The organism is Sulfitobacter guttiformis, from assembly GCF_003610455.1.
Lineage (GTDB): Bacteria > Pseudomonadota > Alphaproteobacteria > Rhodobacterales > Rhodobacteraceae > Sulfitobacter > Sulfitobacter guttiformis.
Window position 1 is genome coordinate 894434 of sequence record NZ_RAQK01000001.1, and the last position, 20539, is coordinate 914972.

The 20539-nt window shown below is 56.7% G+C and carries 26 protein-coding genes; 12 read left to right on the forward strand and 14 right to left on the reverse strand.

The window, feature by feature from the left end; translation table 11 throughout:
- Positions 1-13: 13 nt before the first annotated feature.
- Positions 14-472, reverse strand: coding sequence for a hypothetical protein (locus tag C8N30_RS04250; RefSeq protein ID WP_025063259.1), 459 nt, complete (start codon positions 470-472; stop codon positions 14-16).
- Between the two features lie 140 nt (positions 473-612).
- Here C8N30_RS04250 and C8N30_RS04255 point away from each other — a divergent pair, with 140 nt between their 5' ends.
- A complete protein-coding gene (locus C8N30_RS04255) occupies positions 613-1194 on the forward strand; it encodes a thymidine kinase (RefSeq protein ID WP_025063260.1) in 582 nt (193 codons plus the stop codon).
- On the opposite strand, the gene C8N30_RS04260 is transcribed toward C8N30_RS04255, so the two are convergent.
- From C8N30_RS04260 to C8N30_RS04280, 5 genes are all read right to left on the reverse strand, one after another.
- Positions 1191-2141 carry a 2-hydroxyacid dehydrogenase gene (locus C8N30_RS04260; RefSeq protein WP_025063261.1) on the reverse strand — a complete coding sequence of 317 codons (951 nt, stop codon included), beginning with the start codon at positions 2139-2141 and terminating at the stop codon, positions 1191-1193. The two genes, C8N30_RS04255 and C8N30_RS04260, sit on opposite strands and share 4 nt — an antisense overlap.
- On the reverse strand, positions 2138-2476 hold the full coding sequence (locus C8N30_RS04265; protein WP_025063262.1) for a tRNA-binding protein: 339 nt from the start codon (positions 2474-2476) through the stop codon (positions 2138-2140). The genes C8N30_RS04260 and C8N30_RS04265 overlap by 4 nt, the downstream gene beginning before the upstream one ends.
- The gene (gene proC / locus C8N30_RS04270; protein ID WP_025063263.1) at positions 2469-3284 is read right to left on the reverse strand and encodes a pyrroline-5-carboxylate reductase; all 816 of its coding nucleotides are present in this window, start codon (positions 3282-3284) and stop codon (positions 2469-2471) included. The genes C8N30_RS04265 and proC overlap by 8 nt, the downstream gene beginning before the upstream one ends.
- Positions 3285-3314: 30 nt before the next feature.
- Entirely contained in the window at positions 3315-3815 is a 501-nt protein-coding gene (locus C8N30_RS04275; protein ID WP_025063264.1) for a type III secretion system chaperone family protein, read from the reverse strand.
- 334 nt (positions 3816-4149) lie between these two features.
- Positions 4150-4389: an accessory factor UbiK family protein gene (locus C8N30_RS04280; protein ID WP_025063265.1), complete on the reverse strand. Its 240-nt coding sequence runs from the start codon at positions 4387-4389 to the stop codon at positions 4150-4152.
- Between the two features lie 91 nt (positions 4390-4480).
- Between C8N30_RS04280 and lgt the strand changes: the two genes are divergently transcribed.
- The 5 genes from lgt (at position 4481) to C8N30_RS04305 (ending at position 8750) form a co-directional block, all read left to right on the forward strand.
- Positions 4481-5365 (forward strand): prolipoprotein diacylglyceryl transferase, encoded by an 885-nt coding sequence (lgt, locus tag C8N30_RS04285; RefSeq protein WP_025063266.1) that lies wholly within the window; start codon positions 4481-4483, stop codon positions 5363-5365.
- A complete protein-coding gene (locus C8N30_RS04290) occupies positions 5362-6423 on the forward strand; it encodes a class I SAM-dependent methyltransferase (protein ID WP_025063267.1) in 1062 nt (353 codons plus the stop codon). Before lgt ends, C8N30_RS04290 begins: the two co-directional genes overlap by 4 nt.
- On the forward strand, positions 6420-7172 hold the full coding sequence (pgeF, locus tag C8N30_RS04295) for a peptidoglycan editing factor PgeF (protein ID WP_025063268.1): 753 nt from the start codon (positions 6420-6422) through the stop codon (positions 7170-7172). The genes C8N30_RS04290 and pgeF overlap by 4 nt, the downstream gene beginning before the upstream one ends.
- 287 nt (positions 7173-7459) lie before the next feature.
- Positions 7460-7606 carry a hypothetical protein gene (locus tag C8N30_RS19260; protein WP_170151159.1) on the forward strand — a complete coding sequence of 49 codons (147 nt, stop codon included), beginning with the start codon at positions 7460-7462 and terminating at the stop codon, positions 7604-7606.
- A gap of 430 nt (positions 7607-8036) precedes the next feature.
- Positions 8037-8750: a Hint domain-containing protein gene (locus tag C8N30_RS04305; RefSeq protein ID WP_232222833.1), complete on the forward strand. Its 714-nt coding sequence runs from the start codon at positions 8037-8039 to the stop codon at positions 8748-8750.
- A gap of 63 nt (positions 8751-8813) precedes the next feature.
- Here the strand turns inward: C8N30_RS04305 and C8N30_RS04310 are convergent, their stop codons facing one another.
- The gene (locus C8N30_RS04310; RefSeq protein WP_025063270.1) at positions 8814-9314 is read right to left on the reverse strand and encodes an Lrp/AsnC family transcriptional regulator; all 501 of its coding nucleotides are present in this window, start codon (positions 9312-9314) and stop codon (positions 8814-8816) included.
- A 283-nt stretch (positions 9315-9597) separates the two neighbouring features.
- Between C8N30_RS04310 and trxB the strand changes: the two genes are divergently transcribed.
- Together trxB and C8N30_RS04320 are read left to right on the forward strand one after the other, a co-directional pair.
- Positions 9598-10602, forward strand: coding sequence for a thioredoxin-disulfide reductase (gene trxB, locus C8N30_RS04315; RefSeq protein ID WP_025063271.1), 1005 nt, complete (start codon positions 9598-9600; stop codon positions 10600-10602).
- Positions 10603-10785: 183 nt separating this feature from the next.
- Complete coding sequence (locus C8N30_RS04320) at positions 10786-12498, forward strand: bifunctional sulfate adenylyltransferase/adenylylsulfate kinase (RefSeq protein ID WP_025063272.1); 1713 nt, start codon at positions 10786-10788, stop codon at positions 12496-12498.
- Positions 12499-12717: 219 nt separating this feature from the next.
- Here the strand turns inward: C8N30_RS04320 and C8N30_RS04325 are convergent, their stop codons facing one another.
- The 3 genes from C8N30_RS04325 to C8N30_RS04335 form a co-directional block, all read right to left on the reverse strand.
- Positions 12718-13620 (reverse strand): PhzF family phenazine biosynthesis protein, encoded by a 903-nt coding sequence (locus C8N30_RS04325; protein ID WP_409373580.1) that lies wholly within the window; start codon positions 13618-13620, stop codon positions 12718-12720.
- 79 nt (positions 13621-13699) lie between these two features.
- Entirely contained in the window at positions 13700-13921 is a 222-nt protein-coding gene (locus tag C8N30_RS04330; protein WP_025063274.1) for a DUF1150 family protein, read from the reverse strand.
- Positions 13922-13926: 5 nt separating this feature from the next.
- Positions 13927-14340: an Hsp20 family protein gene (locus tag C8N30_RS04335; protein WP_025063275.1), complete on the reverse strand. Its 414-nt coding sequence runs from the start codon at positions 14338-14340 to the stop codon at positions 13927-13929.
- 166 nt (positions 14341-14506) lie between these two features.
- Between C8N30_RS04335 and C8N30_RS04340 the strand changes: the two genes are divergently transcribed.
- The 3 genes from C8N30_RS04340 (at position 14507) to C8N30_RS04350 (ending at position 16418) form a co-directional block, all read left to right on the forward strand.
- Positions 14507-14731 carry a YdcH family protein gene (locus C8N30_RS04340; protein ID WP_025063276.1) on the forward strand — a complete coding sequence of 75 codons (225 nt, stop codon included), beginning with the start codon at positions 14507-14509 and terminating at the stop codon, positions 14729-14731.
- A gap of 138 nt (positions 14732-14869) precedes the next feature.
- Entirely contained in the window at positions 14870-15358 is a 489-nt protein-coding gene (gene purE / locus C8N30_RS04345; RefSeq protein ID WP_025063277.1) for a 5-(carboxyamino)imidazole ribonucleotide mutase, read from the forward strand.
- A complete protein-coding gene (locus C8N30_RS04350) occupies positions 15351-16418 on the forward strand; it encodes a 5-(carboxyamino)imidazole ribonucleotide synthase (RefSeq protein WP_025063278.1) in 1068 nt (355 codons plus the stop codon). Before purE ends, C8N30_RS04350 begins: the two co-directional genes overlap by 8 nt.
- Before the next feature lie 15 nt (positions 16419-16433).
- On the opposite strand, the gene C8N30_RS04355 is transcribed toward C8N30_RS04350, so the two are convergent.
- Positions 16434-17576, reverse strand: coding sequence for an alpha-D-ribose 1-methylphosphonate 5-triphosphate diphosphatase (locus C8N30_RS04355; RefSeq protein WP_025063279.1), 1143 nt, complete (start codon positions 17574-17576; stop codon positions 16434-16436).
- Complete coding sequence (locus C8N30_RS04360) at positions 17563-18339, reverse strand: alpha/beta fold hydrolase (protein WP_025063280.1); 777 nt, start codon at positions 18337-18339, stop codon at positions 17563-17565. Before C8N30_RS04360 ends, C8N30_RS04355 begins: the two co-directional genes overlap by 14 nt.
- A gap of 72 nt (positions 18340-18411) precedes the next feature.
- Here C8N30_RS04360 and C8N30_RS04365 point away from each other — a divergent pair, with 72 nt between their 5' ends.
- On the forward strand, positions 18412-18870 hold the full coding sequence (locus C8N30_RS04365) for an NUDIX domain-containing protein (protein WP_025063281.1): 459 nt from the start codon (positions 18412-18414) through the stop codon (positions 18868-18870).
- Here C8N30_RS04365 and C8N30_RS04370 read toward each other — a convergent pair.
- Together C8N30_RS04370 and C8N30_RS04375 are read right to left on the reverse strand one after the other, a co-directional pair.
- Complete coding sequence (locus tag C8N30_RS04370; protein WP_025063282.1) at positions 18860-19690, reverse strand: DMT family transporter; 831 nt, start codon at positions 19688-19690, stop codon at positions 18860-18862. The genes C8N30_RS04365 and C8N30_RS04370 overlap by 11 nt on opposite strands.
- Before the next feature lie 83 nt (positions 19691-19773).
- Positions 19774-20433 carry a response regulator gene (locus C8N30_RS04375; protein ID WP_025063283.1) on the reverse strand — a complete coding sequence of 220 codons (660 nt, stop codon included), beginning with the start codon at positions 20431-20433 and terminating at the stop codon, positions 19774-19776.
- Positions 20434-20539: the final 106 nt, after the last annotated feature.

The window sequence follows — 20539 nt, forward strand, 5'->3', positions numbered from 1 at the left end:
CGCAGGAAGGGGCTCAGACACTTTCGTCTTCCAGATGGAGCTTCATATCCACCAAAACCTGCTGCAACAACGAGGTTTCCTTCAACAGCCTCTTGGCCTCGTTCACTGTGATCTTACCATCAGCGATGGACTGCTGATATTCGCCCATCAGCATCGCAAACCGTTGGCTAAGTGCGATAACATCCGAATTCACGCTGCCCCTCGTCGTGTCATTCGCGCGCCGCTCATCAAACTCGACCCGTGCACCAGAAAGCTCTGCAAGCGCTTGCGTCACGTGAGGATATCCCGCAGCCATTTCGAGCGCTGCAACAGCGTCAATTGGCATAAACCTGTCCGAATGTTCGTCGTGGTCCGAGTAATAGCGGCCAAGCGTAGCTTTGGATTTGCCTGTAACATCACAGGCGGCCTCTACCCCCACCGCTTTGACCAATGCCTCGGTATGCTTTTTCAAATAATTGGCGGCTGCACCCATAGAGAAAAACCTTAAATCGCTGCACGTTTATGCCAGCATAAAATTCATGCCTGCAAAGACCTAGTGCATTTTCCCCCTAAATTTGTCAATCATAAGCTGACTGACTTGCACAGCGCACCGCTTGCCGCATAAATACGCAGATGGCCAAGCTTTATTTCAATTATTCAACAATGAACGCAGGAAAATCGACCGTCCTGCTCCAAGCAGCGCATAACTACCGTGAGCGCGGCATGGTCCCTTATCTCATCACTGCCCAACTCGACAATCGCGCTGGCGAAGGTCGCATTGCGTCGCGCATCGGCATCGCCCAGTCAGCCGATACATTCCACAGCGACGAAGATATCTTTGCCAAGATAGAAACCCGCCTCGCAACCGGCCCTTGCGCCTGTATATTCGTAGACGAGGCGCATTTTCTTAGCGATGCCCAAGTCTGGCAACTGGCGCGGGCGGTGGATGATCTGGGCGTTCCAATCATGTGTTACGGTTTGAGGGTTGATTTCCAAGGAAGGTTGTTTCCCGGCTCTGCTGCCTTGCTGGCCCTGTCAGACGAGATGCGCGAGATCCGCACGATCTGTCATTGTGGAAAAAAGGCAACCATGGTGGTCCGCAAGGATGCAACAGGTCAGGTGCTCCGTGAAGGCGCGCAGGTACAGATCGGCGGCAACGAAAGCTACATTTCCCTGTGCCGCCGGCATTGGCGCGAGGCGATGGAGGACCGCTAAACCGGATTTGGCGGAGTATCGCCACGAAAGAATGCTTGTAGATTCTCAACTACCATACGCCCCATATCCACACGCACCTCCGCAGTAGACGTACCCATATGCGGTAATAGCACTACGTTATCCAGATCCCGCAGCGCTTGGGGAACGTCCGGCTCGAATTCGTAAACATCGAGGCCCGCGCCCCCTATTTTGCCCTGCGTCAGCGCCTCAATAAGGGCTGCCTCCTCAATCACATCGCCGCGCGCAATGTTAATCACGCGGGCATGCGATTGCATGGCCCCCAGTATCTCAGCATTGATCATATGGCGCGTCTGCGGACTTGCTGGCACGGCAGTGACCAGCACATCAACATGCGCGGCCAAGCTCTTTAGATCGCTGTGATATACAGCATCGAAATCCAGATCTTTTTCAGTGCGGCCAAAGTAATGAACCGTCATCCCGAAACCGAAGTGACAGCGCCGTGCAATTGCCTGTCCGATGCGACCCATGCCCACAATACCGACCGACTTGCCGCTTAAATGCAGCCCCAGCATCTGGGTTGGATGCCAACCCTCCCAAGTGCCGGAACGGACCAGTCGCTCGCCTTCTCCAGCGCGGCGTGCACTCATCAACATGAGCGTCATAGCAATGTCAGCTGTGGCGTCTGTTACAGCGCCGGGCGTGTTGGTCACCGTAATGCCACAGGCTTTCGCAGCGGCGACATCGATATGATTATACCCGACCCCGAAGTTGGCTAAAATCGCGCAGCGAGGTGAGGGCACACCGGCAAACACTTCGCCTGAGAACTGATCCCCCAATGTGCACATAACACCGTCATAGTCGCGTAGCGCCGCCGCCATCTCTTCTGCGCTCAGCGGGTGCGTCTCATCACGGCGCACGACGTTCAAACCCTCAAGCGAGGCATAAACTTCATCGGGCAAGAGCCGGCCAATCAATACTTTTTTCAATGCATCCGCCCTCCCAGTGGCGTGGTTTGATCCGGTACTGCAAGGACAACCGCTCCGTTCTCGTCCGGCAATCCCAGCACCAGTACTTCTGACATAAATGGTCCGATCTGACGCGGTGGAAAATTTACAACCGCCAGAACCTGCCGCCCGATGAGGCCTTCAGGCGTATAATGCACCGTCAACTGCGCAGAGGTCTTGCGCACTCCTATGTTCTCTCCGAAATCAATCCACATCTTGATCGCCGGTTTGCGGGCTTCGGGGAATGCCTCCGCCTTGATAACGCGGCCTGTGCGGACGTCGACTTTCATAAAATCGTCAAATGATAATTCAACCATTTGCCAACTCCCTTGATCTGTCCGCCGCTGCCGCAACCGCGCGTTTCAGCAGCGGGGGAAATCCGTTTTGCGCGTCCATCAGAACCTCAAGGGCTGCCTGCGTCGTGCCATTGGGGCTAGTGACATTCACCCGCAGCTGCGCTGGATCCTCATCCGATCGCATCGCCAGCGCGCCGGCCCCCGCAACAGTTGCCCGCGCCAACTGAAGGGCCATCGCTTCGGGCAAGCCCAGCGAGACGCCCGCCGCTGCCATCGCCTCGATCATATGAAACACATATGCCGGACCGGAGCCGCTTACGCCGGTGACGGCGTCAATCTGCGCTTCCTCGCTCAGGCGCACAACCTCACCTACCGCCAACAAAAGCGCTTCGGCCTCATCCAGACCTTTTTCGCCTGCATGCACATTACCAACAATCGCCGTAATCCCCTGCGAAATCGCGGCGGGTGTGTTGGGCATGGCACGCACTACAGGTGTTTCTGCTCCCAATGTCGTCTCGAAAAATGCGATCGGCGTGCCTGCAGCCACACTCACGAACAGGGTATGGCCATTACCCATTTTGCGCAGCGTGGGCAGCGCCTCGGCCATCATCTGAGGCTTCACGGCGACCAATACGATGGCAGGACGCTCTGGCAGGTCTGCGTTCAGATGCACGCCGGTCTCTTTCAGCCAATCGGACGGAAATGGATCCTGCACCCAGACAGAAGATGGGGGCAAACCACGACCCAGCCACCCCGCAAGCATCGCAGATCCCATCTTTCCGCAGCCCAGCAAAACAAGCCCGTCTGCGGCAATTCGTGAATTTTTCATACGTCCCCCGATTTTATGTCGGGATAAGAGTTACGCCCGCCCGTAGGCCTCTGCAATGGCGACTTGCAGCGCGTCTTGTGGCGTCCGGTCGCCCCAAACCACAAGCTGCATCGCAGGATAATACCGCTCCGCACTCGTTACTGCGGCGCCGATCATAGTGTCGATCTGCTCAGGCGATGCGATATGCCCGCCCGCGAGAACGAGGCCGTAGCGGTAAATCATCATCTGCTGCTCGGCCCAATAGCTGAACGCGCCCGCCCAGCATCGGTCATTCACATCATTGAGCAGACCATAGAGCGCGGGGATCTTATCCTCCGGTGGCTCCATCTCAAAACTGCAAATCAGGCGTAGTGTTTCGTCATAGGCCGACCATGCCAAGGTGACCTGATAGGTCCGCCACTGGCCTTCTACTTCCATCGCGATCTGTTCGTCGGAAATCCGGTCGAACACCCAGTCATGATGCTCGGCTAATGTTTCGACAATGTCGATAGGATGAACGTCATCTTCAATATACTGCTCGGACAGGGCCATTCAGCCACCTCTTTTGTTATCTCCAGAACGGTGGGGCATGTAACCTGCCCCCTAGTTTTGGGTGCTTTCGCTATAAGACGCGTGTTTGCCTGTACGTCCTACAATATATGGTGGCGTGATGGGTAGGGTCTGGCAAGTCTTTTTCTGGGGATAACCCAAGACAAACGCGAATAACCCGATTTACAGCCCCAACCAGCTAATTTTTATGGAGTTTTGGGACTAGTGTTGCCGCCGCTGCACTAACATATCCAAAAAAAATCGCCCCGACCGGATGGTGGGGCGATCTTGCGTAACGCAATATTTGCCGAAGTCGGGCGACAGCGCGCCCGCCTGATCAGGACTTTTCGAGTGCGTCCAGTCGCGCTTTGAGCGCTTCGTTCTCTTCACGTGCTTTTTGGGCCATCGCGCGGACCGCATCGAATTCATCACGGGTCACAAAATCGCGGTCCGCAAGCCAGCGGTCCATCATTCCTTTGAGGGCATTTTCGGCCTCATCCTTAGCCCCTTGCGCCACGCCCATCGCGTTGGTCATGATCTGGCTGAGGTCGTCAAAAATTTTATTGCGGGTCTGCATCGGGTCTCTCCACTGGCTTCTCTTTATATATGGGGCCGGTTGCGGCGCCATGCAAGGTTGACATCGCCTGCCAGCCGCGCTCAATCACCGCATGCATGCTTTGATCCCCTTCCCCGACATCTCGCCCGAGATTTTTTCCGTCACCCTGTTCGGCATGACGTTCGCGCTGCGCTGGTATGCGCTGGCCTATATTGTAGGAATACTTGCAGGTTGGCGGCTGGTGCTACGTGCTGCACAAACTCCGCGGCTGTGGCGCTCTGATAAACCGGTAATGACAGCAAATCAGATCGAGGACTTGCTTACTTGGGTGATCCTCGGGGTGATCCTCGGGGGGCGTATGGGCTATGTTCTCTTTTACCAGCCCGATTTCTATCTCTCCAATCCTGCGCAAATCCTGCGGGTCTGGGAAGGGGGCATGTCCTTCCATGGCGGAGCCATTGGTGTGATTATTGCCGCGGTTCTATATACGGGGCGGTACAAGATTGCGCGCGTCAGCGCCGGCGATCTCGTTGCTCTGGGCATTTTTCCGGGTCTGCTGTTGGGGCGTCTGGCAAATTTCATCAACGCCGAGCTCTGGGGCCGTCCCACGGATTTACCGTGGGGTGTAGCGTTTCCAACAGAAGCTGCGCAATTTTGCCCTGATGTAATTGGTATCTGCGCCCGCCATCCCTCGCAGCTTTACGAGGCCATGCTTGAAGGCGCTATTCTCGGCGCCCTGCTCGTTTGGCTCGCATGGCGGCGCGGTGCTTTCAAAACGCCGGGTCTAATTATGGGGACCTTCCTCGCGGGCTACGGAATTGCACGCTTCATGGTCGAGTTTTTCCGCCAGCCTGATGCGCAGTTCATAACAGAAGGCAATCCGCTGGGCCTCGCGCTGCACTACGGTGGCTTTGGCCTCACCATGGGGCAACTCCTGTGCTTGCCGATGATCGCAGTGGGACTTTACTTTATCCTGAGCGCCCCGCGCCGCGCATGAGCTTGCGCGACATCATCAGCGCACAAATCTTGGCGCAAGGGCCGATGCGTATTGATGACTACATGTCAATCTGCCTGCTGCACCCCGTCCACGGCTACTACACTACACACATGCCATTTGGCACTGCGGGCGATTTCATCACAGCACCCGAGATAAGCCAGATGTTCGGCGAACTGGTAGGCCTGTCGCTGGCGCAGGCATGGCTGGATCAGGGGGCACCCGCCACCTTCACGCTGGCAGAGCTCGGCCCCGGTCGTGGCACCCTCATGGTCGATGCAATGCGTGCCGCATCCCGTGTGAAAGGGTTTTGCAAGGCCGCCCAAATTACGCTGCTGGAAGCTTCACCCAGTTTGCGGGCGGTTCAGGCCGATACTCTGGCAGACTATCGTCCGCAGTGGATCGACAGCCTCGGCGCCCTCCCTCAACAGCCGACATATGTTATCGCAAACGAATTTTTCGACGCGCTGCCAATCCGCCAGTTTGTACGTGAAGGCAGCCGCTGGCGCGAACGGCAGGTGGGTGTGAAGGACGGTGCACTGGTATTCGGCCTTGGCCCCGCCCAGCCACAGCCCGCCCTTGCCCACCGCCTTGAAGATACCCGCGACGGTGACCTGATCGAGGATTGCGCCGCGGCTGCACCTCTTCTGGCAACCATCTGCAAACGTATTTCCGGGCATGGCGGTGCAGCCCTCGTTTTTGACTATGGCGACTGGCGCAGCGTCGGTAACACGCTGCAAGCGGTTCAAAACCATGCGCCGACATCCCCTCTCGCAGAGCCCGGCGATGCCGACCTGACTGCCCATGTGGATTTCGAGCCGCTAGTGCGCGCAACGGTCTCCTGCACCCCCAGCCGTGTCACCCCCCAAGGCGTTTTCCTCGAACGCCTCGGAATCACTACACGGGCGCAGGCATTGGCCAAAACCCTCTCAGGCAAAGCGCTCGAAGGACACATTGCTGCACATCGCCGCTTGACGCACCCTCAGGAAATGGGAAACCTGTTCAAGACTTTCGGGATTGTCCCCGAGGGTGCGCCTATGCTGCCTGGATTAGAAATATGACCCTCGAGATCCTCACTTCCGATGCGCTCCCCGTACGGCACGGGTTCTTTACCCGCCGGGGCGGGGCGTCCTCGGGTGTGTTCGCAGGTCTCAACTGCGGGCAAGGCTCCTCCGATCAGGCCGAAATTGTTGCAATCAACCGCGCACGGGTTGCCGATGCTATGGGCGTTTCTCCGACGCATTTGCTGGGCGTCCATCAGATCCACTCCGCTACAGCCCTACCTGTTGATGCACCCTTCGTTGATAAGCCCCGCGCCGATGCGCTGGTGACTTCGACCCCCGGTTTGGCCCTCTCTGTGCTGAGCGCCGATTGTCAGCCTGTACTCTTTGCCGATGCGCAGGCGGGTGTGATCGGCGCAGCCCACGCAGGCTGGCGCGGTGCTCTGGACGGGGTACTGCATGCCACCGTGGATGCAATGGAAGGGTTGGGCGCCAAGCGCCAAAACATCACCGCCGTAATTGGCCCCGCCATCAGCCAGCGCGCCTATGAAGTCGGACCCGAGTTCATGGAGAGCTTCATGGACGAAAACCCCGAATATGCCCGCTACTTCATCAATGGCTCGGGGGACCGGATGTTGTTCGACCTTCCCGGTTTTGGCCTGAACCGTCTGCGCGCCGCCGGTGTTGGCCATGCAGAGTGGACGCGGCACTGTACTTTCTCTGATGCAGCGCGATTCTACTCCTACCGCCGTACCACGCACGCTAAAGAAGCCGACTATGGTCGTCTGATTGCGGCTATCACCCTGTGATCAGGGCACAATTGGGGCGAATTTAGCCCCGTGCCCGCCCTAATCAGAAGGGTCAGCGCAGACACCCCACCCCGCTACTGTTGCGCAAACGCGGATAATCCGCCTGAAATCCCTTGTTTTGAAAGCGCGACACGGATTAAGGCCACAGCGCCACAATCTGCGATAAAAGCTCCCCGAATATTTAGAAACTTTTTATGCAATGCCCAAAACGGGCCAGATTGCACCGCCATATTGATCTCAAGCAAAGGGCAGCGCCCAAAACAAAAATCAGACCCGAGGATGAGATCATGAAAACCAACACACGCTTCATCAAATCGATCACAAAAGCTGCCGCCGAGAATGACACTGTTATGCCTTGGGCCCGCGGCAAACGGCGCGCCGCATTTATCGCGAAGCGCAACGCAGAAGCAGCCCCGCAGCGCAAAACCGCTTAATCGAAATTCCCCCCGACATCAGTACGCCACACCATCACCGGACTGATGCATACTCCCGCCCCTCCCCGCGTCGAATCGCAGGGAGGGTTTTTTTGTTTCTGCTGACGATTTACGCCCCGGATCATGGTCGGCGCTGACCTGACTAAGGCAAAATGTGGCAGAAGCTTCAGGAATTAGAGAAACAAAACACCTAAGATTAACTGGATTGATCGCATAAGCTGCTTAAAAGTCGCGTAAACTTTGACAATGAGGCGCAAACATGGCGAATTGGGTCTTACGAAAGACATGAAATGACAAATACCGTTATTTCCGTCGTTGTCGGTGGGGGCCGACGAAGGATGTGACAAAGCCATGATAGGTTACGCACATGACATTGACTGCCAACTCCGCTGCCCCGCGCGGCGCACCATTTAATACAAGGTACGGAATGATGAATTCTTCACTTCCCGCCTCTGAGGGCCAGATAGCCCAAGCTGCGATGCCAAAGCGCACCTACGAAGTTGCAGCGTTGCGCGAGGACGGATCGCTTTATATCGGGCAGAGCACCGCACCGGCGATCCCTCTGTTCGAGAACGCTTTTTCCGCAATGACCCATGGCAGCCTAGTCCAGACACCGACGGGCCTTATTGCGGTCGAGGATCTCCAGCCCGGCGATCTGGTCAATACAGCCTCCGGCGAGGCGGCTACCCTCACGTGGGTTGGTACCTCTACATTCTCCCCTGCCGATGCGGGCAAGCGGACGCCCCTTATCAGGATCATGCCCGACGCGCTCGGTCAGTCGCGCCCCGAGCGGTCGCTCACTGTTGGACCCGGTGCGCGTATCCTGCACACCCCAGCCGCCTTGCGTGGCGTGGCCGATGGCAAGCAGCTCTTGACCCCTGCATCCAAGCTGGTTGACGGTGTCAATGTAATCGAAATTACGCCTCCGACGGCGACACGGATGTTTCACATCTGTCTGTCACGCCATGCCGTGATCAACGTAAACGGGATTGAGATGGAGACCTTTCATCCGGGCGCTACTGCACCGCGTGAAGTGAGCCATTCGATGCGCGACCGCTTTCTCTCGTTGTTCCCGCGCATCAGCCATCTGTCGGATTTCGGTCCGCTCGCCCATCCGCGCGCACCGGAAATCGACACGCATTAATGCCGGCTACCGCAAGCTTAATCTGTCTTTCGAAATATCTATCCCAAGCGCGCAGGCCCCCTATCAGGCCTTAACGCTCAGACGTTCCTCCAAGACGTCAAACGGAACGCCAGGCTCATCCTTGGCGTTCCGGATGACGAGTGAGGTTTTAACGCTTGCCACATTGGCCGCTGTTAGCAACTGCCCAGTCAAAAAGCTCTGGAAGCTTGATAAATCAGGGGCGACACATTTAAGTACAAAATCAACTTCACCGTTCAGCATGTGACATTCACGCACAAACGACCATGCGCGGCAACGGTCCTCAAAGGCCGACAGGTCAGCCTCGGCTTGACTGTTCAGTCCGACCATCGCAAACACCTGCACCTCGAAACCCAGTTCGCGGGCATCTACCTGTGCATGATAACCACGGATAAACCCCTGCTCTTCAAGAGTTCGCACACGGCGCAGGCATGGCGGTGCAGAAATGCCAACCCGCTTTGCCAATTCTACGTTCGTCATCCGGCCATCCGCCTGCAATTCGGCAAGGATTTTGCGGTCTATCGGGTCAAGTCGCGGTCCGGCCATGTGTCCCCCTACAGCTTTTCGATTGTTATACAGATAACCACAACGCGCGCAATAATGTTTCACACGGACGCAATATTGTTTAAATTAGACTTCACCGTTCGTTATTCAGAAGGGAGAATACCAATGCTTCTACACCTAACTTACTCTCGATAAACAGGCCGTATTCACGCAATGGTTATCGTCGCCACAGCCACGCTGCGGCACAGGGGTTTAAGACCCGCTCGCCCCTGTATATATCCATGCTCAAACAGATTCCACTCAGATACCGTATAAAGGGTAGACCATGGCCGAAACACGCAAGACCAAGCTTTTGATCATCGGCTCCGGCCCCGCAGGATATACCGCCGGCGTCTATGCAAGCCGCGCGATGCTTAATCCTATCCTGGTGCAAGGGATTGAGCCAGGAGGTCAACTGACCACGACGACAGAGGTTGAAAACTGGCCCGGTGATACCGAAGTACAAGGCCCCGATCTGATGGTCCGTATGGAAGCACATGCAAAGGCCATGGGAACCGAGATCATTGGTGACATTATTACAAACCTCGATCTGTCCAAGCGCCCCTTTGTGGCCACCGGTGACAGCGGCACAGAATATGTAGCCGATGCCGTTATCCTCGCCACGGGCGCCCGCGCCAAATGGCTGGGGCTGGAGAGTGAAGAAAAATTCAAAGGCTTCGGGGTTTCGGCCTGTGCAACATGTGACGGATTTTTCTACCGCGGTCAGGAGATTGTCGTCATCGGCGGCGGCAACACTGCGGTCGAGGAAGCGCTGTTCCTGACAAACTTTGCCTCCAAGGTGACACTGGTGCACCGCCGCGACGAATTGCGCGCCGAAAAAATCCTCATAGACCGCCTCGAGAAAAACCCAAAAATCGTCCCGATGTGGTTCAACCAACTCGATGAAGTTTACGGCACTGACAGCCCCTTGGGCGTCGAAGGCATCAAGGTCAAAAACACACAGACGGGCGAGATTACGGATATTCCGTGCAAGGGTGTGTTTGTCGCCATCGGCCACGCGCCCGCAAACGAGTTGGTTAAGGACAAGCTTGAAACCCATATGGGTGGATATGTTGTAACCAAACCCGACAGCACCGAAACATCCATACCGGGTGTATTTGCAGCAGGTGACCTGACTGATCACAAGTACCGTCAGGCAGTTACCAGCGCCGGCATGGGCTGCATGGCCGCCCTCGAAGCAGAGCGTTTTCTGGCAGAAGTCGGTGATGATGCGGGCAAGGATATGTCCCTGCCCCTCGGCTACGGGGCCGTAGTGGATGAAGATGCCTAAGGGATGAATCGGGGGCGCAGACGGCAAATCCGGCGAAACAACGCCGGTGATCTCTAAATTGCGCCCCTTCTGTGCGGTAGAACCCTACAATTCGGCCTGCGCAGGCTTGATTTATGTGCATTCCGGACGTTAGGACGATCGCATAGACGGACTTAACCCGATTTCCAAAAAAAGAGATATGGCATGACCAGCGCAAACCTTGCACCGATCCCAGAACTTTACGTGTCCTACGATTCTGCCCAAAAGCTCAAGAACGAGGCCGCCAGTCTGGTCAGTCATGATCTGACTCCTCGCCAGATTTGCGACCTCGAGCTATTGATGAACGGTGGCTTTAATCCGCTCAAAGGCTTTTTGTCCGAAGCCGATTACGATGGTGTTGTCGAGAACATGCGCCTTGCCGATGGTAGCTTGTGGCCGATGCCTATCACTCTTGACGTTTCCGAGGAATTTGCGGGCAAGCTCGAAATCGGTCAGGACATTGCACTGCGTGATCAGGAAGGTGTGATCCTTGCCACCATGACTGTCACCGACAGCTGGACGCCGAACAAAGCACGCGAAGCTGAAAAAGTGTTCGGCGCCGATGACGATGCGCACCCCGCCGTCAACTACCTGCACAATCAAGCCGGTAAAGTATATCTTGGCGGTCCGGTCACCGGCATTCAGCAGCCTGTGCATTATGATTTCAAATCACGCCGCGACACTCCCAATGAGCTGCGCGCCTATTTCCGCAAAATGGGCTGGCGCAAGGTTGTCGCCTTCCAGACCCGCAACCCGCTGCACCGCGCGCATCAGGAACTGACGTTCCGCGCCGCACGCGAAGCACAGGCGAACCTGCTGATCCACCCCGTTGTCGGCCTGACTAAACCGGGCGATGTCGATCACTTCACCCGCGTGCGCTGCTATGAGGCGGTCCTTGACCAGTACCCACAAGCAACGACATCCATGTCCTTACTCAATCTCGCAATGCGCATGGCCGGTCCGCGCGAGGCGGTTTGGCACGGCCTGATCCGCAAAAACCACGGCTGCACCCACTTCATCGTGGGGCGCGATCACGCAGGCCCCGGCAACAACTCCAAGGGCGAAGACTTCTACGGACCCTATGATGCTCAGGACCTGTTCCGGACCCATCAAGAAGAAATGGGTATCGAGATGGTTGATTTCAAACACATGGTCTGGGTGGCAGAGCGTGCCCAGTATGAGGCCATGGACGAAATCAAAGATAAAGATGACGTCACCATCCTCAACATCTCCGGCACCGAGTTGCGCCGCCGCCTACAGGAAGGTCTGGAAATCCCCGAGTGGTTCTCCTTCCCCGAAGTCGTAACCGAACTGCGCCGCACCAAGCCACCGCGTAACAAGCAGGGCTTTACTGTCTTCTTCACCGGCTTCTCCGGTTCCGGGAAATCCACAATTGCGAACGCACTTATGGTGAAGCTGATGGAGCAGGGCGGCCGTCCTGTAACCCTTCTGGACGGCGACGTTGTGCGCAAAAACCTCAGCTCCGAACTGGGATTTAGCAAAGAACACCGCGACCTCAACATCCGCCGCATCGGCTATGTTGCGTCCGAGATCACTAAAAACGGCGGCATCGCTATTTGTGCGCCCATCGCGCCATACGCAACGACACGTCGCGCGGTACGCGAAGACGTAGAGCAGTTTGGCGCATTTGTCGAAATCCACGTCGCCACTACGATCGAAGAGTGCGAGCGCCGCGACCGCAAGGGCCTATACAAGCTCGCCCGCGAAGGCAAAATCAAGGAGTTCACAGGGATTTCAGACCCCTACGACGTTCCTGCAAATCCTGAACTGAGCGTAGAGACAGAGATCGTTGATGTAGATAACTGCGCCCATCAGGTTCTGCTCAAACTGGAATCCATGGGTCTGATCAAAGCTTGATCAGCTGACGACGCACAAACAAAGAATGCCAGCCTTGCGGGGCTGGCATTCTTTGTTTTCCAGTCGGTCATGCAGTGTGGCCGCTTAACCGAATTATAATCTGTACCCATATTCCCACCTGCTGACTTAAAGCCATGCTCCCATGCAGCAAAAGCCGCTTTACGGTTCCATCTGCGCCGACCGCATAAATCTGCATAAACGGGTTTTTATCTGCTTATGTTATTCCAGATGGGCCAACCCCGACATAACCAAGGCGCCCTGCCCTGACACTTTGACCCCTGTAATTTCGTCCCTTGGTCCCAGGACCTCAACCCGCGCCTTCCCTGCGCGCCCCAAGCCGTGCCCCTGTTCAGCTGTAAAAATCGGCTCTTTGATCAGATCATTTGCCCACAGATACGCCGCCATACAGCCCGTTGCAGATCCGGTGAATGGATCCTCAGGCGGGCTGGGCGGCGCCATCAGAAGACGGCTAAATGTATCGCCATCCTGTGTCGCGCCCTCAAGGCAGACCCAAAATGGCTCCATGACATCAGTGATTTTCAAGCCTTGGGCGGTGGCGTAATCAGCCAGCGCCCGCTGATCCAGTGTTGCCCGTGCCAGTGTCGCACGGTCGCGCACCAAAGTGATGCAAAAAGGTAATCCAGTCGAAACAATTTGAGGCGGGTGTACGATATCAGAAGCCTTAAGCCCGCCCACAGCCGCTACCAGCCCCGCATCGACCGTCGCGCCAAATTCGGGTCTGTTCTGGGTCATCGTGACATAATCGCCCTGCACGCTCACAGGGACCAGACCTGCAGCTGTCTCCAGCACCAATGGCCCGTCAGTGATCATACCGCGTCGGCGCATCGCAACAACGGTGGCAACCGTCGGATGACCGGCAAAGGGTATCTCACGACTCGCCAGAAAATATCGCACACGAATATCGGCTACATCGGAGGGGCCGGTGAACGTACATTCCACCAGCGATGTCTCGCGGACATAGGCGCGGCAGACTGCTTCGGACAGCGCTGCACCACCGTGCACCACCGCGCAACCGTTGCCACCAAAGACACTACCGGTGAATGCGTCTACCCAGTCAAATTCGAACGCCATATCTTTCTCCAACACAAAAAGGGGCCGCATCCCTGCGACCCCTCAACATTCTGCACCTGATCCAGAGGGTCAAGGCGTTCTTCAAACCTGACCTCACAGATCGAGGAAATTAGTGCACCAATACAGGTGCATAGTTATGCTCACGCGCCAGATCGAACGCAAGTTTGCGGTCACCTACCAGTGCCAATTGCTGCCCGTCCGCATTGTGAACGGCATAGAGCTGTTCCAGACCTTCGGCCTGATCACGTACCTCGCGCGGAAGGTCAGTCACGGAAATAGTCTTGACGTAAACGGTCCGGTCCGCCGGTCCTGTCATTTCTGTAGTCCCCATACTCTTTACCCCTTACGAATGTTAATGGTCTGAACGACCGTTTCAGGCTTGGCTTGGGTCAGGTCGACATGCAGCAGACCGTTCTCCATGAGAGCCTCACCCACTTCGACACCATCCGCCAACACAAAACTGCGCTGGAACTGGCGCCCAGCGATTCCGCGGTGCAAAAACACGCGGCCCTCGCTATCGTCATTTTGCCGACCGCGAATGACCAACTGACGGTCCTCTACAGTGATCGACAAATCACCTTCCCCAAAACCGGCCACAGCAAGTGTGATGCGGTAGCTCCGCTCGGAGGTTTGTTCGATATTAAAGGGCGGATAGCCCTCATTGCCGGATTTGGCACTGCGTTCCAGCACCCGCTCCAGCTGTTCAAATCCCAACATATGGGGATAAGAGGCAAGCGTTAGTTTCGTCATTGTCCAGCCGTCCTTATAATAGCAAGCGACAGTCACGTGACGCCCCGTATTTGGCTGCGTCACATCCTAAATATGGGAGCGGCAAGCATTCCGCGCAAGGGCTATGCTAAAATCTCGTTACCGCTTATGAGTAAACGCGCAATTGTTAATCAGAATCAGAGCACCCATGAACGAACCAACAGATCTCTCCATGAAAAACGATGAGGTCCTGCGGGTCGAGCTCGAGATTTTTCGCCGCGAGCACCGTGACCTGGACGAGGCCATCCGTGCGCTCAGCGAGCGCGGTGTCGCCGACCAGCTCACCCTGCAACGTCTCAAAAAGCGCAAACTGCTGCTTAAAGACCGAATTGCACTGATCGAAGATCGCCTTACACCGGACATCACTGCCTAACGCTTCGCTCGCTTAGCTGCGTGCCGTGATTGCGACATCGGCACTTGTCAGCAAAGTTTGGCGCCTTCCCCACATTGCCCCGCCCGACCTTATGGCTATAATGTACGCTTAATCTCCCGACGCAAAGGCCGCAGCGCTATGAGCACTCCACCCGTTGGCATCATCATGGGTTCCCAGTCGGACTGGCCCACCCTGCGCGAAGCAGCGACCCTGCTTGACGAGCTTGGCATCCCCTACGAAGCGCGAATCGTCTCTGCGCACCGCACCCCCGACCGGTTGTGGGAATACGGAAAAACAGCAGTGGATCGTGGCCTGCACGTGATCATCGCAGGAGCCGGCGGGGCGGCGCATTTGCCAGGCATGATGGCTTCCAAAACCCGCGTGCCGGTGATTGGCGTACCCGTGCTGACCAAAGCGCTGTCGGGTGTCGACAGCCTCTATTCCATTTTGCAAATGCCCAAAGGCTTCCCTGTCGCGACCATGGCCATCGGTGCACCCGGCGCTGCGAATGCCGCGCTCATGGCGGCGGGCATTCTCGCGCTCAACGATCCCGCACTTGCCGTGCGCCTCGATGCGTGGCGCGCTGCCCTTTCCGCCTCTATACCCGAAAGCCCGACTGATGACTGATCCTCTGCCCACGGGCGCAACCATCGGTATTCTGGGCGGTGGCCAGTTGGGCCGCATGCTCAGTGTCGCCGCTGCCCGTCTTGGCCTGCGCACCCATATCTACGAGCCGGGCAGCAATCCTCCCGCCGCCGATGTAGCCCATGCCGTGACGACCGCGCCGTATGACGATGTAAAAGCACTCACAGCTTTTGCCAATTCGGTCGATCTTGTGACTTATGAGTTCGAAAATATACCTACAGAAGCGCTCGATATCATCGAGGCTATTACACCCATTCACCCCAACAGGCGCGCCCTTGGCACCTCGCAGGATCGTCTGGTTGAAAAGAATTTCCTCCAAGACATCGGCCTGAAAGTGGCGCCCTTCGCCGACATCACCAATGACGCCAGCCTTGAAAGCGCGATTGCCAGCATCGGCACGCCCGCAATCCTTAAAACCCGCCGCTTCGGCTATGACGGAAAGGGGCAATCGCGCCTGAACACGTCACAGGATGCAGCGACAGCGCTCGCTGATATGGCAGGCGCACCTGCTATCCTTGAAGGTTTTGTTAATTTCAGTATTGAGATTTCGATCATCGCTGCGCGCAACCCACAAGGGCAAGTCGCCTGTTATGACCCCGGGGAGAACATCCACCGCGACGGCATTCTACACACCACCACGGTTCCCGCAACGATCCCGTCACGCCTGCGCACTGATGCGGTCCTGCTGGCTGCGAAGATTCTCAATACGCTGGAATATGTGGGGGTTATGGGGGTTGAACTATTTGTCACACCCCAAGGCCTGATCGTGAACGAAATTGCCCCACGTGTGCACAACTCAGGCCACTGGACCCAAAACGGCTGTGCAGTGGACCAGTTCGAGCAGCATATTCGGGCAATTGCGGGATGGCCTTTGGGCGACGGCGGCCGTCATTCGGATGTGGTGATGGAAAACCTGATCGGTGCCGATATGGATAAAGTACCGGCACTCGCAAAGGAACCTAACTGCGCCGTGCATCTCTATGGCAAAGTCGAGACAAAGGCGGGCCGCAAAATGGGTCACGTCAACCGTATCAAAAGCTGATCATTCGAGAGTTGCTCAGCCCATAAACCGCGCTGCGATCTCGCCTGTCATATAGCTTACACGACCCTGCACCAGCGTGGCCGCGACCCTTAGGCTTGACCGCTCCAACACCACCATATCCGCCCGCTTTCCCACGCTAAGCTCGCCGCGGTCTGACAGTCCCAAGACAGCTGCCGGACCGCCGGAGACCAGCGACCAAGCGCCCTTCAAATCCCGCATCCCGTTTTGCCACATCATCAACGCAGCGCGCCGCGCACTTGGGTAATGATAGTCAGAGGCCAGCGCATCGCAGTATCCCATTGATATGAGATCAACAGCCGAGACATTCAGATTGTGGGAACCGCCCCGGACGACGTTAGGGGACCCCATAACGACAATGCCGCCGGCATCCGCTGTTGCCTCCGCCGCCTCGAGCGTCTCGGGGAACTCGGCGACCTTGACGCCCCGCGCGGCCCATACTGCCCGCTGTGCGGCAGTGCTGTCATCATGGCTGCCCATAACAATACCGCGCTTACCCAGTTGCGCACACAGCCAGTCGAGAGCTGCGGGCACTTCGTCACTTTCGGCTTCCAGCGCCTGCATCAATGCCAGATGTGCCTCGGGACTGCGCCGCGCCTTGAGTGCTTGGGATACAAGCCTGCGCGGCTGCACTCCGGCTTGTAACCGGTCGTGCGGTAAATGATCATTGAAGACGATGTATCGCAGTCCCCAGTCCGACATTCGGTCCGGCAACTCATCATAAAAATCAAGCATGTGCGTCTCGAACCGCAATTGCCCGCGTAGATCTGTTACCATCGAAGGGGCAACATCACGCAAATGCGAAAACACCTGTTCAGCAAATTCATAGCTGCGCACGCCCCCTTCCCAGCTTATAAACTGTGCCAGTGTTGCAGTCGTGATCCCATTTGCCGCCAGTTCGGCTTCGACCGCGATGAGGCCCTCGGCCATCTGTTTCATCGCGCCGCGACGCGGGGCCAGATGCCGTTCAAAACCGTCTCCGTGGACATCGACAATGCCCGGCAATACGAGGTAGCCGGACAAGTCGACGCTGCGGCCAACGGGGCCATCCACGATTACACCCTGCGCAAAAGAAAGACCGTCGCGGTGAATACCCGCCGATCCAAGCACCTCAGCACCGGATAGATCAAGGTTTAACATCAGGCCCCGCAATTCCGGGGAGACAGCCCCCCTCAGGGCAGCCCAGCTGATCGAGGACAGCGCCGAACAATGTCATATCCGCCTCGAATTTTCCGGTGCGCAGAAAAGAAATCGTCTGTGCGATCACTCTTGGATTATTCATCATAAAGGTATGCGTGACCGGCAGAACCAGATGTGCACTCATGCCTTTCACACGGGTTGAATAAACAGCCACCTTGCCATCATCCTGCCCGGGGAGCAGCGACGAGAAATAGGGATTGAGCGATTGCGATCCAGCGATGACCCCGAGCTCGAAGTTTGCATCGGGAAGATTGCGGGGCAATGAAGTAGAACCGGTGCCCATTTGTAGACCCGCAGGACCGTTGATCCAGTCAAAGGCAATCACATCACGCAACTCGTCTACGATCTCGCTCCCCTGATTTGGCGGGCCCAACATCACTGCACGACCAACACGCTCGGCGCCGACATCAGCGACCCATTTGCGCAGTAAAATCCCCCCCATGGAATGGGTCACAAAATCGACTTTCTCGGTCCCGCAGGCCGCAACAGCATCAGGCACCGTCTCCCGCGTCAGCTCCCCGATAGGTGCTTCCGTTGAGGGGTATCCCGGCCGGATAACGCGCCAGCCTTCAGCTTCCAGCGCGGCCTCCATCAGGGCAAAGGAGGTTTCGGTCCGCGCCAAGCCGTGCAACAACACAACGCACCGCGCCTGCGCAGCACTTGCTGTTAAAAGCACAGCACATATGATCAGGGTAAGTCTCATGCGTTGCTGTCTAATCCCAATCGGCGCAGTTGTAATCCCCCATCGCGCCGTTGCGCAAAAAGGAGCGCATCCATGACCCCCACCACACCCCCTCGCCTCGCTGTGCGCGCCATTATCCTACATGAAAACCGACTCTTGTTGGTCAACGCCTGGCCGGCAGGAAAAAGCGATCTGATGTGCGCGCCTGGTGGCGGGGTCGAACGCGGCAGCTCGCTGCCCGACAATCTGATACGCGAGGTATTTGAGGAAACCGGCCTACGGATCATTGTAGGACGCCCCTGCCTCGTGAACGAATTCCACGATCCGAAGGGCAGTTTCCATCAGGTGGACGTCTACTTTTACTGTACTCTATCGGGTGCACCAACGCTTGATCACGACTGGCAGGATGTGGACGCGATTGTAACCGACCGTCGTTGGGTGACGCGGCAACAAATGGCACACATACGCACCAAACCCGACAGTCTTGCCGCCGTGGCATGGCGCGATGCGGACGCGCCAATGTATGATCCGCTTGAGCCGCTTATCGTTTAGCGGTCACCGACCAGCCGATGCCGCCCACAACCAAGGCCGCTGCGATCATAACAATAGGCGTTACCACCTCCCCAAGCATGACAGCGCCTGCAATGATGGCGATCACCGGCACGCTTAATTGGACTACCGCAGCCGTAGCCCCCTGCATTTGGCGTAAGACCGAATACCACAAAGCATAGCCTAGGCCGGACGTCACAGCGCCACACACAACCGCCAAGAACATTCCGGTCTGATCCGCCTCAAGCCCGCTTTTATAAAGCAGTACAGCAATGAGGGGCAGGCAGAGGATGAAATTGGCCCCTGTCGTCGCCAGCGGATCCGCTGCGGTGCGGCCCGCAATCGTGTAAGCAGCCCAACCGAGCCCCGCCAGACACATCAATGCAGCGCCTGCAGGATCGGTGACACTTTCCTCACCAGGCCATAGCACCAGCACCAGTCCGCAGAACGCCACACAAGCGCCCGTGACCTGCCGCGCCGTTGGCACCTGACCAGTGATCGCAGCATGACCAAACATCGTGATCTGCGTAACCCCGAACAGGATCAGCGCGCCCAGACCGGCATCGAGCGTCATATAGGCCATCGAAAAACCGACCATATATGCCGTCAAACTTACCGCACCCACGATCCGTACGCGCCGCAGCAGCGGCAGCGTGGCCCCACGCAAAAGCGCGATGCTGCCCAATGTCATCGCACCAGCAGCAACCCGCAGCACGGCAAAAGCACCGGGCCCGATATGGCCGCCTTCCACTGCCGCGCGTGTCAGAAGAGAGTTGGCGGCAAAGGCGCACATTGTAATGAGTGTTAGCAGGATCAATCGCATACTTCCGCCTACCCCGCCGCCCCCACATAGCCAAGTCCTATTTGCCCGCAGGGCAACCCCACTCAAGTTCTTGCACCAAGCATTCAAGTGAAAATAAACTCATCGTCATCGGCCAAGGTCGAAAGAAGGGCCTCAAGATCGCTGTGGTCTTGTGCCGTAAATACTGTTGTCCGGGAATCGATCATGTCGCGGATCTCGTGCTTGAACAGCGAGAGAACGGCACCTTGAACATCAGCATCAAGCAACGCTGCGGTAAGCCCTTGTTTGATGATTTCCTTTTGATGGGCCGTCTGGCGTATTAGATTACGGTGCTCCGCAGCAGATTGCATAGCACCCACCATAGAAAAACGAAGCTGCTCGGAAGTCATTGCGTCTTTTGTCAAAAAATCGTGGCAGCCGTTTCGCATCGCAGTAACGGCCGTTTTCATATCGCCGTTCCCTGTGATCATGATCGTCGCTACATCACTGTTGAGCCTGCTTTTCTGGATATACTCGAGCACCTCGAGACCGTCCCCCTGTGGCAGTCGGTAGTCTATGAGGATGAGGTCGAAGGCTTCATTTGCCACAGCGGCCTTTAACGCCGTAATCGTATCGACCTCGGAAAGCGCGACCATTAAATGGGTGTTCTGACTCAAGCGGCGAATACGTGCGCGGTCGAATGCACTGTCATCTAGCAAGAGGGTCTTAATAATCTGCGGAAATACCCGCTCCTCAGGGCCCAAGACTTCAACGGATACGGACATAGCTCTACCTTTTTTCTTTCGATACTTTGTGATCATGGTATCCGCTACATGCCTATCAAATTGTGAACCCCCACTGGGTCCAGCACGCTTTACTTCTCCAGAATTT

Bases quoted from the DNA above. Each gene is read 5' to 3' on its own strand.
- C8N30_RS04305 (WP_232222833.1), top strand. From the start codon at position 8,037: ATGAATTCTTCACTTCCCGCCTCTGAGGGCCAGATAGCCCAAGCTGCG.
- C8N30_RS04355 (WP_025063279.1), bottom strand. From the start codon at position 17,576: ATGTTAAACCTTGATCTATCCGGTGCTGAGGTGCTTGGATCGGCGGGT.
- C8N30_RS04350 (WP_025063278.1), top strand. From the start codon at position 15,351: ATGACTGATCCTCTGCCCACGGGCGCAACCATCGGTATTCTGGGCGGT.
- C8N30_RS04275 (WP_025063264.1), bottom strand. From the start codon at position 3,815: ATGGCCCTGTCCGAGCAGTATATTGAAGATGACGTTCATCCTATCGAC.
- C8N30_RS04250 (WP_025063259.1), bottom strand. From the start codon at position 472: ATGGGTGCAGCCGCCAATTATTTGAAAAAGCATACCGAGGCATTGGTC.
- C8N30_RS04330 (WP_025063274.1), bottom strand. From the start codon at position 13,921: ATGGGGACTACAGAAATGACAGGACCGGCGGACCGGACCGTTTACGTC.
- C8N30_RS04325 (WP_409373580.1), bottom strand. From the start codon at position 13,620: ATGCGGCCCCTTTTTGTGTTGGAGAAAGATATGGCGTTCGAATTTGAC.
- proC (WP_025063263.1), bottom strand. From the start codon at position 3,284: ATGAAAAATTCACGAATTGCCGCAGACGGGCTTGTTTTGCTGGGCTGC.
- lgt (WP_025063266.1), top strand. From the start codon at position 4,481: ATGCATGCTTTGATCCCCTTCCCCGACATCTCGCCCGAGATTTTTTCC.
- C8N30_RS04255 (WP_025063260.1), top strand. From the start codon at position 613: ATGGCCAAGCTTTATTTCAATTATTCAACAATGAACGCAGGAAAATCG.
- C8N30_RS04365 (WP_025063281.1), top strand. From the start codon at position 18,412: ATGACCCCCACCACACCCCCTCGCCTCGCTGTGCGCGCCATTATCCTA.
- purE (WP_025063277.1), top strand. From the start codon at position 14,870: ATGAGCACTCCACCCGTTGGCATCATCATGGGTTCCCAGTCGGACTGG.
- C8N30_RS04265 (WP_025063262.1), bottom strand. From the start codon at position 2,476: ATGGTTGAATTATCATTTGACGATTTTATGAAAGTCGACGTCCGCACA.
- C8N30_RS04375 (WP_025063283.1), bottom strand. From the start codon at position 20,433: ATGTCCGTATCCGTTGAAGTCTTGGGCCCTGAGGAGCGGGTATTTCCG.
- C8N30_RS04310 (WP_025063270.1), bottom strand. From the start codon at position 9,314: ATGGCCGGACCGCGACTTGACCCGATAGACCGCAAAATCCTTGCCGAA.
- trxB (WP_025063271.1), top strand. From the start codon at position 9,598: ATGGCCGAAACACGCAAGACCAAGCTTTTGATCATCGGCTCCGGCCCC.
- pgeF (WP_025063268.1), top strand. From the start codon at position 6,420: ATGACCCTCGAGATCCTCACTTCCGATGCGCTCCCCGTACGGCACGGG.
- C8N30_RS04290 (WP_025063267.1), top strand. From the start codon at position 5,362: ATGAGCTTGCGCGACATCATCAGCGCACAAATCTTGGCGCAAGGGCCG.
- C8N30_RS04335 (WP_025063275.1), bottom strand. From the start codon at position 14,340: ATGACGAAACTAACGCTTGCCTCTTATCCCCATATGTTGGGATTTGAA.
- C8N30_RS19260 (WP_170151159.1), top strand. From the start codon at position 7,460: ATGAAAACCAACACACGCTTCATCAAATCGATCACAAAAGCTGCCGCC.
- C8N30_RS04320 (WP_025063272.1), top strand. From the start codon at position 10,786: ATGACCAGCGCAAACCTTGCACCGATCCCAGAACTTTACGTGTCCTAC.
- C8N30_RS04280 (WP_025063265.1), bottom strand. From the start codon at position 4,389: ATGCAGACCCGCAATAAAATTTTTGACGACCTCAGCCAGATCATGACC.
- C8N30_RS04340 (WP_025063276.1), top strand. From the start codon at position 14,507: ATGAACGAACCAACAGATCTCTCCATGAAAAACGATGAGGTCCTGCGG.
- C8N30_RS04360 (WP_025063280.1), bottom strand. From the start codon at position 18,339: ATGAGACTTACCCTGATCATATGTGCTGTGCTTTTAACAGCAAGTGCT.
- C8N30_RS04370 (WP_025063282.1), bottom strand. From the start codon at position 19,690: ATGCGATTGATCCTGCTAACACTCATTACAATGTGCGCCTTTGCCGCC.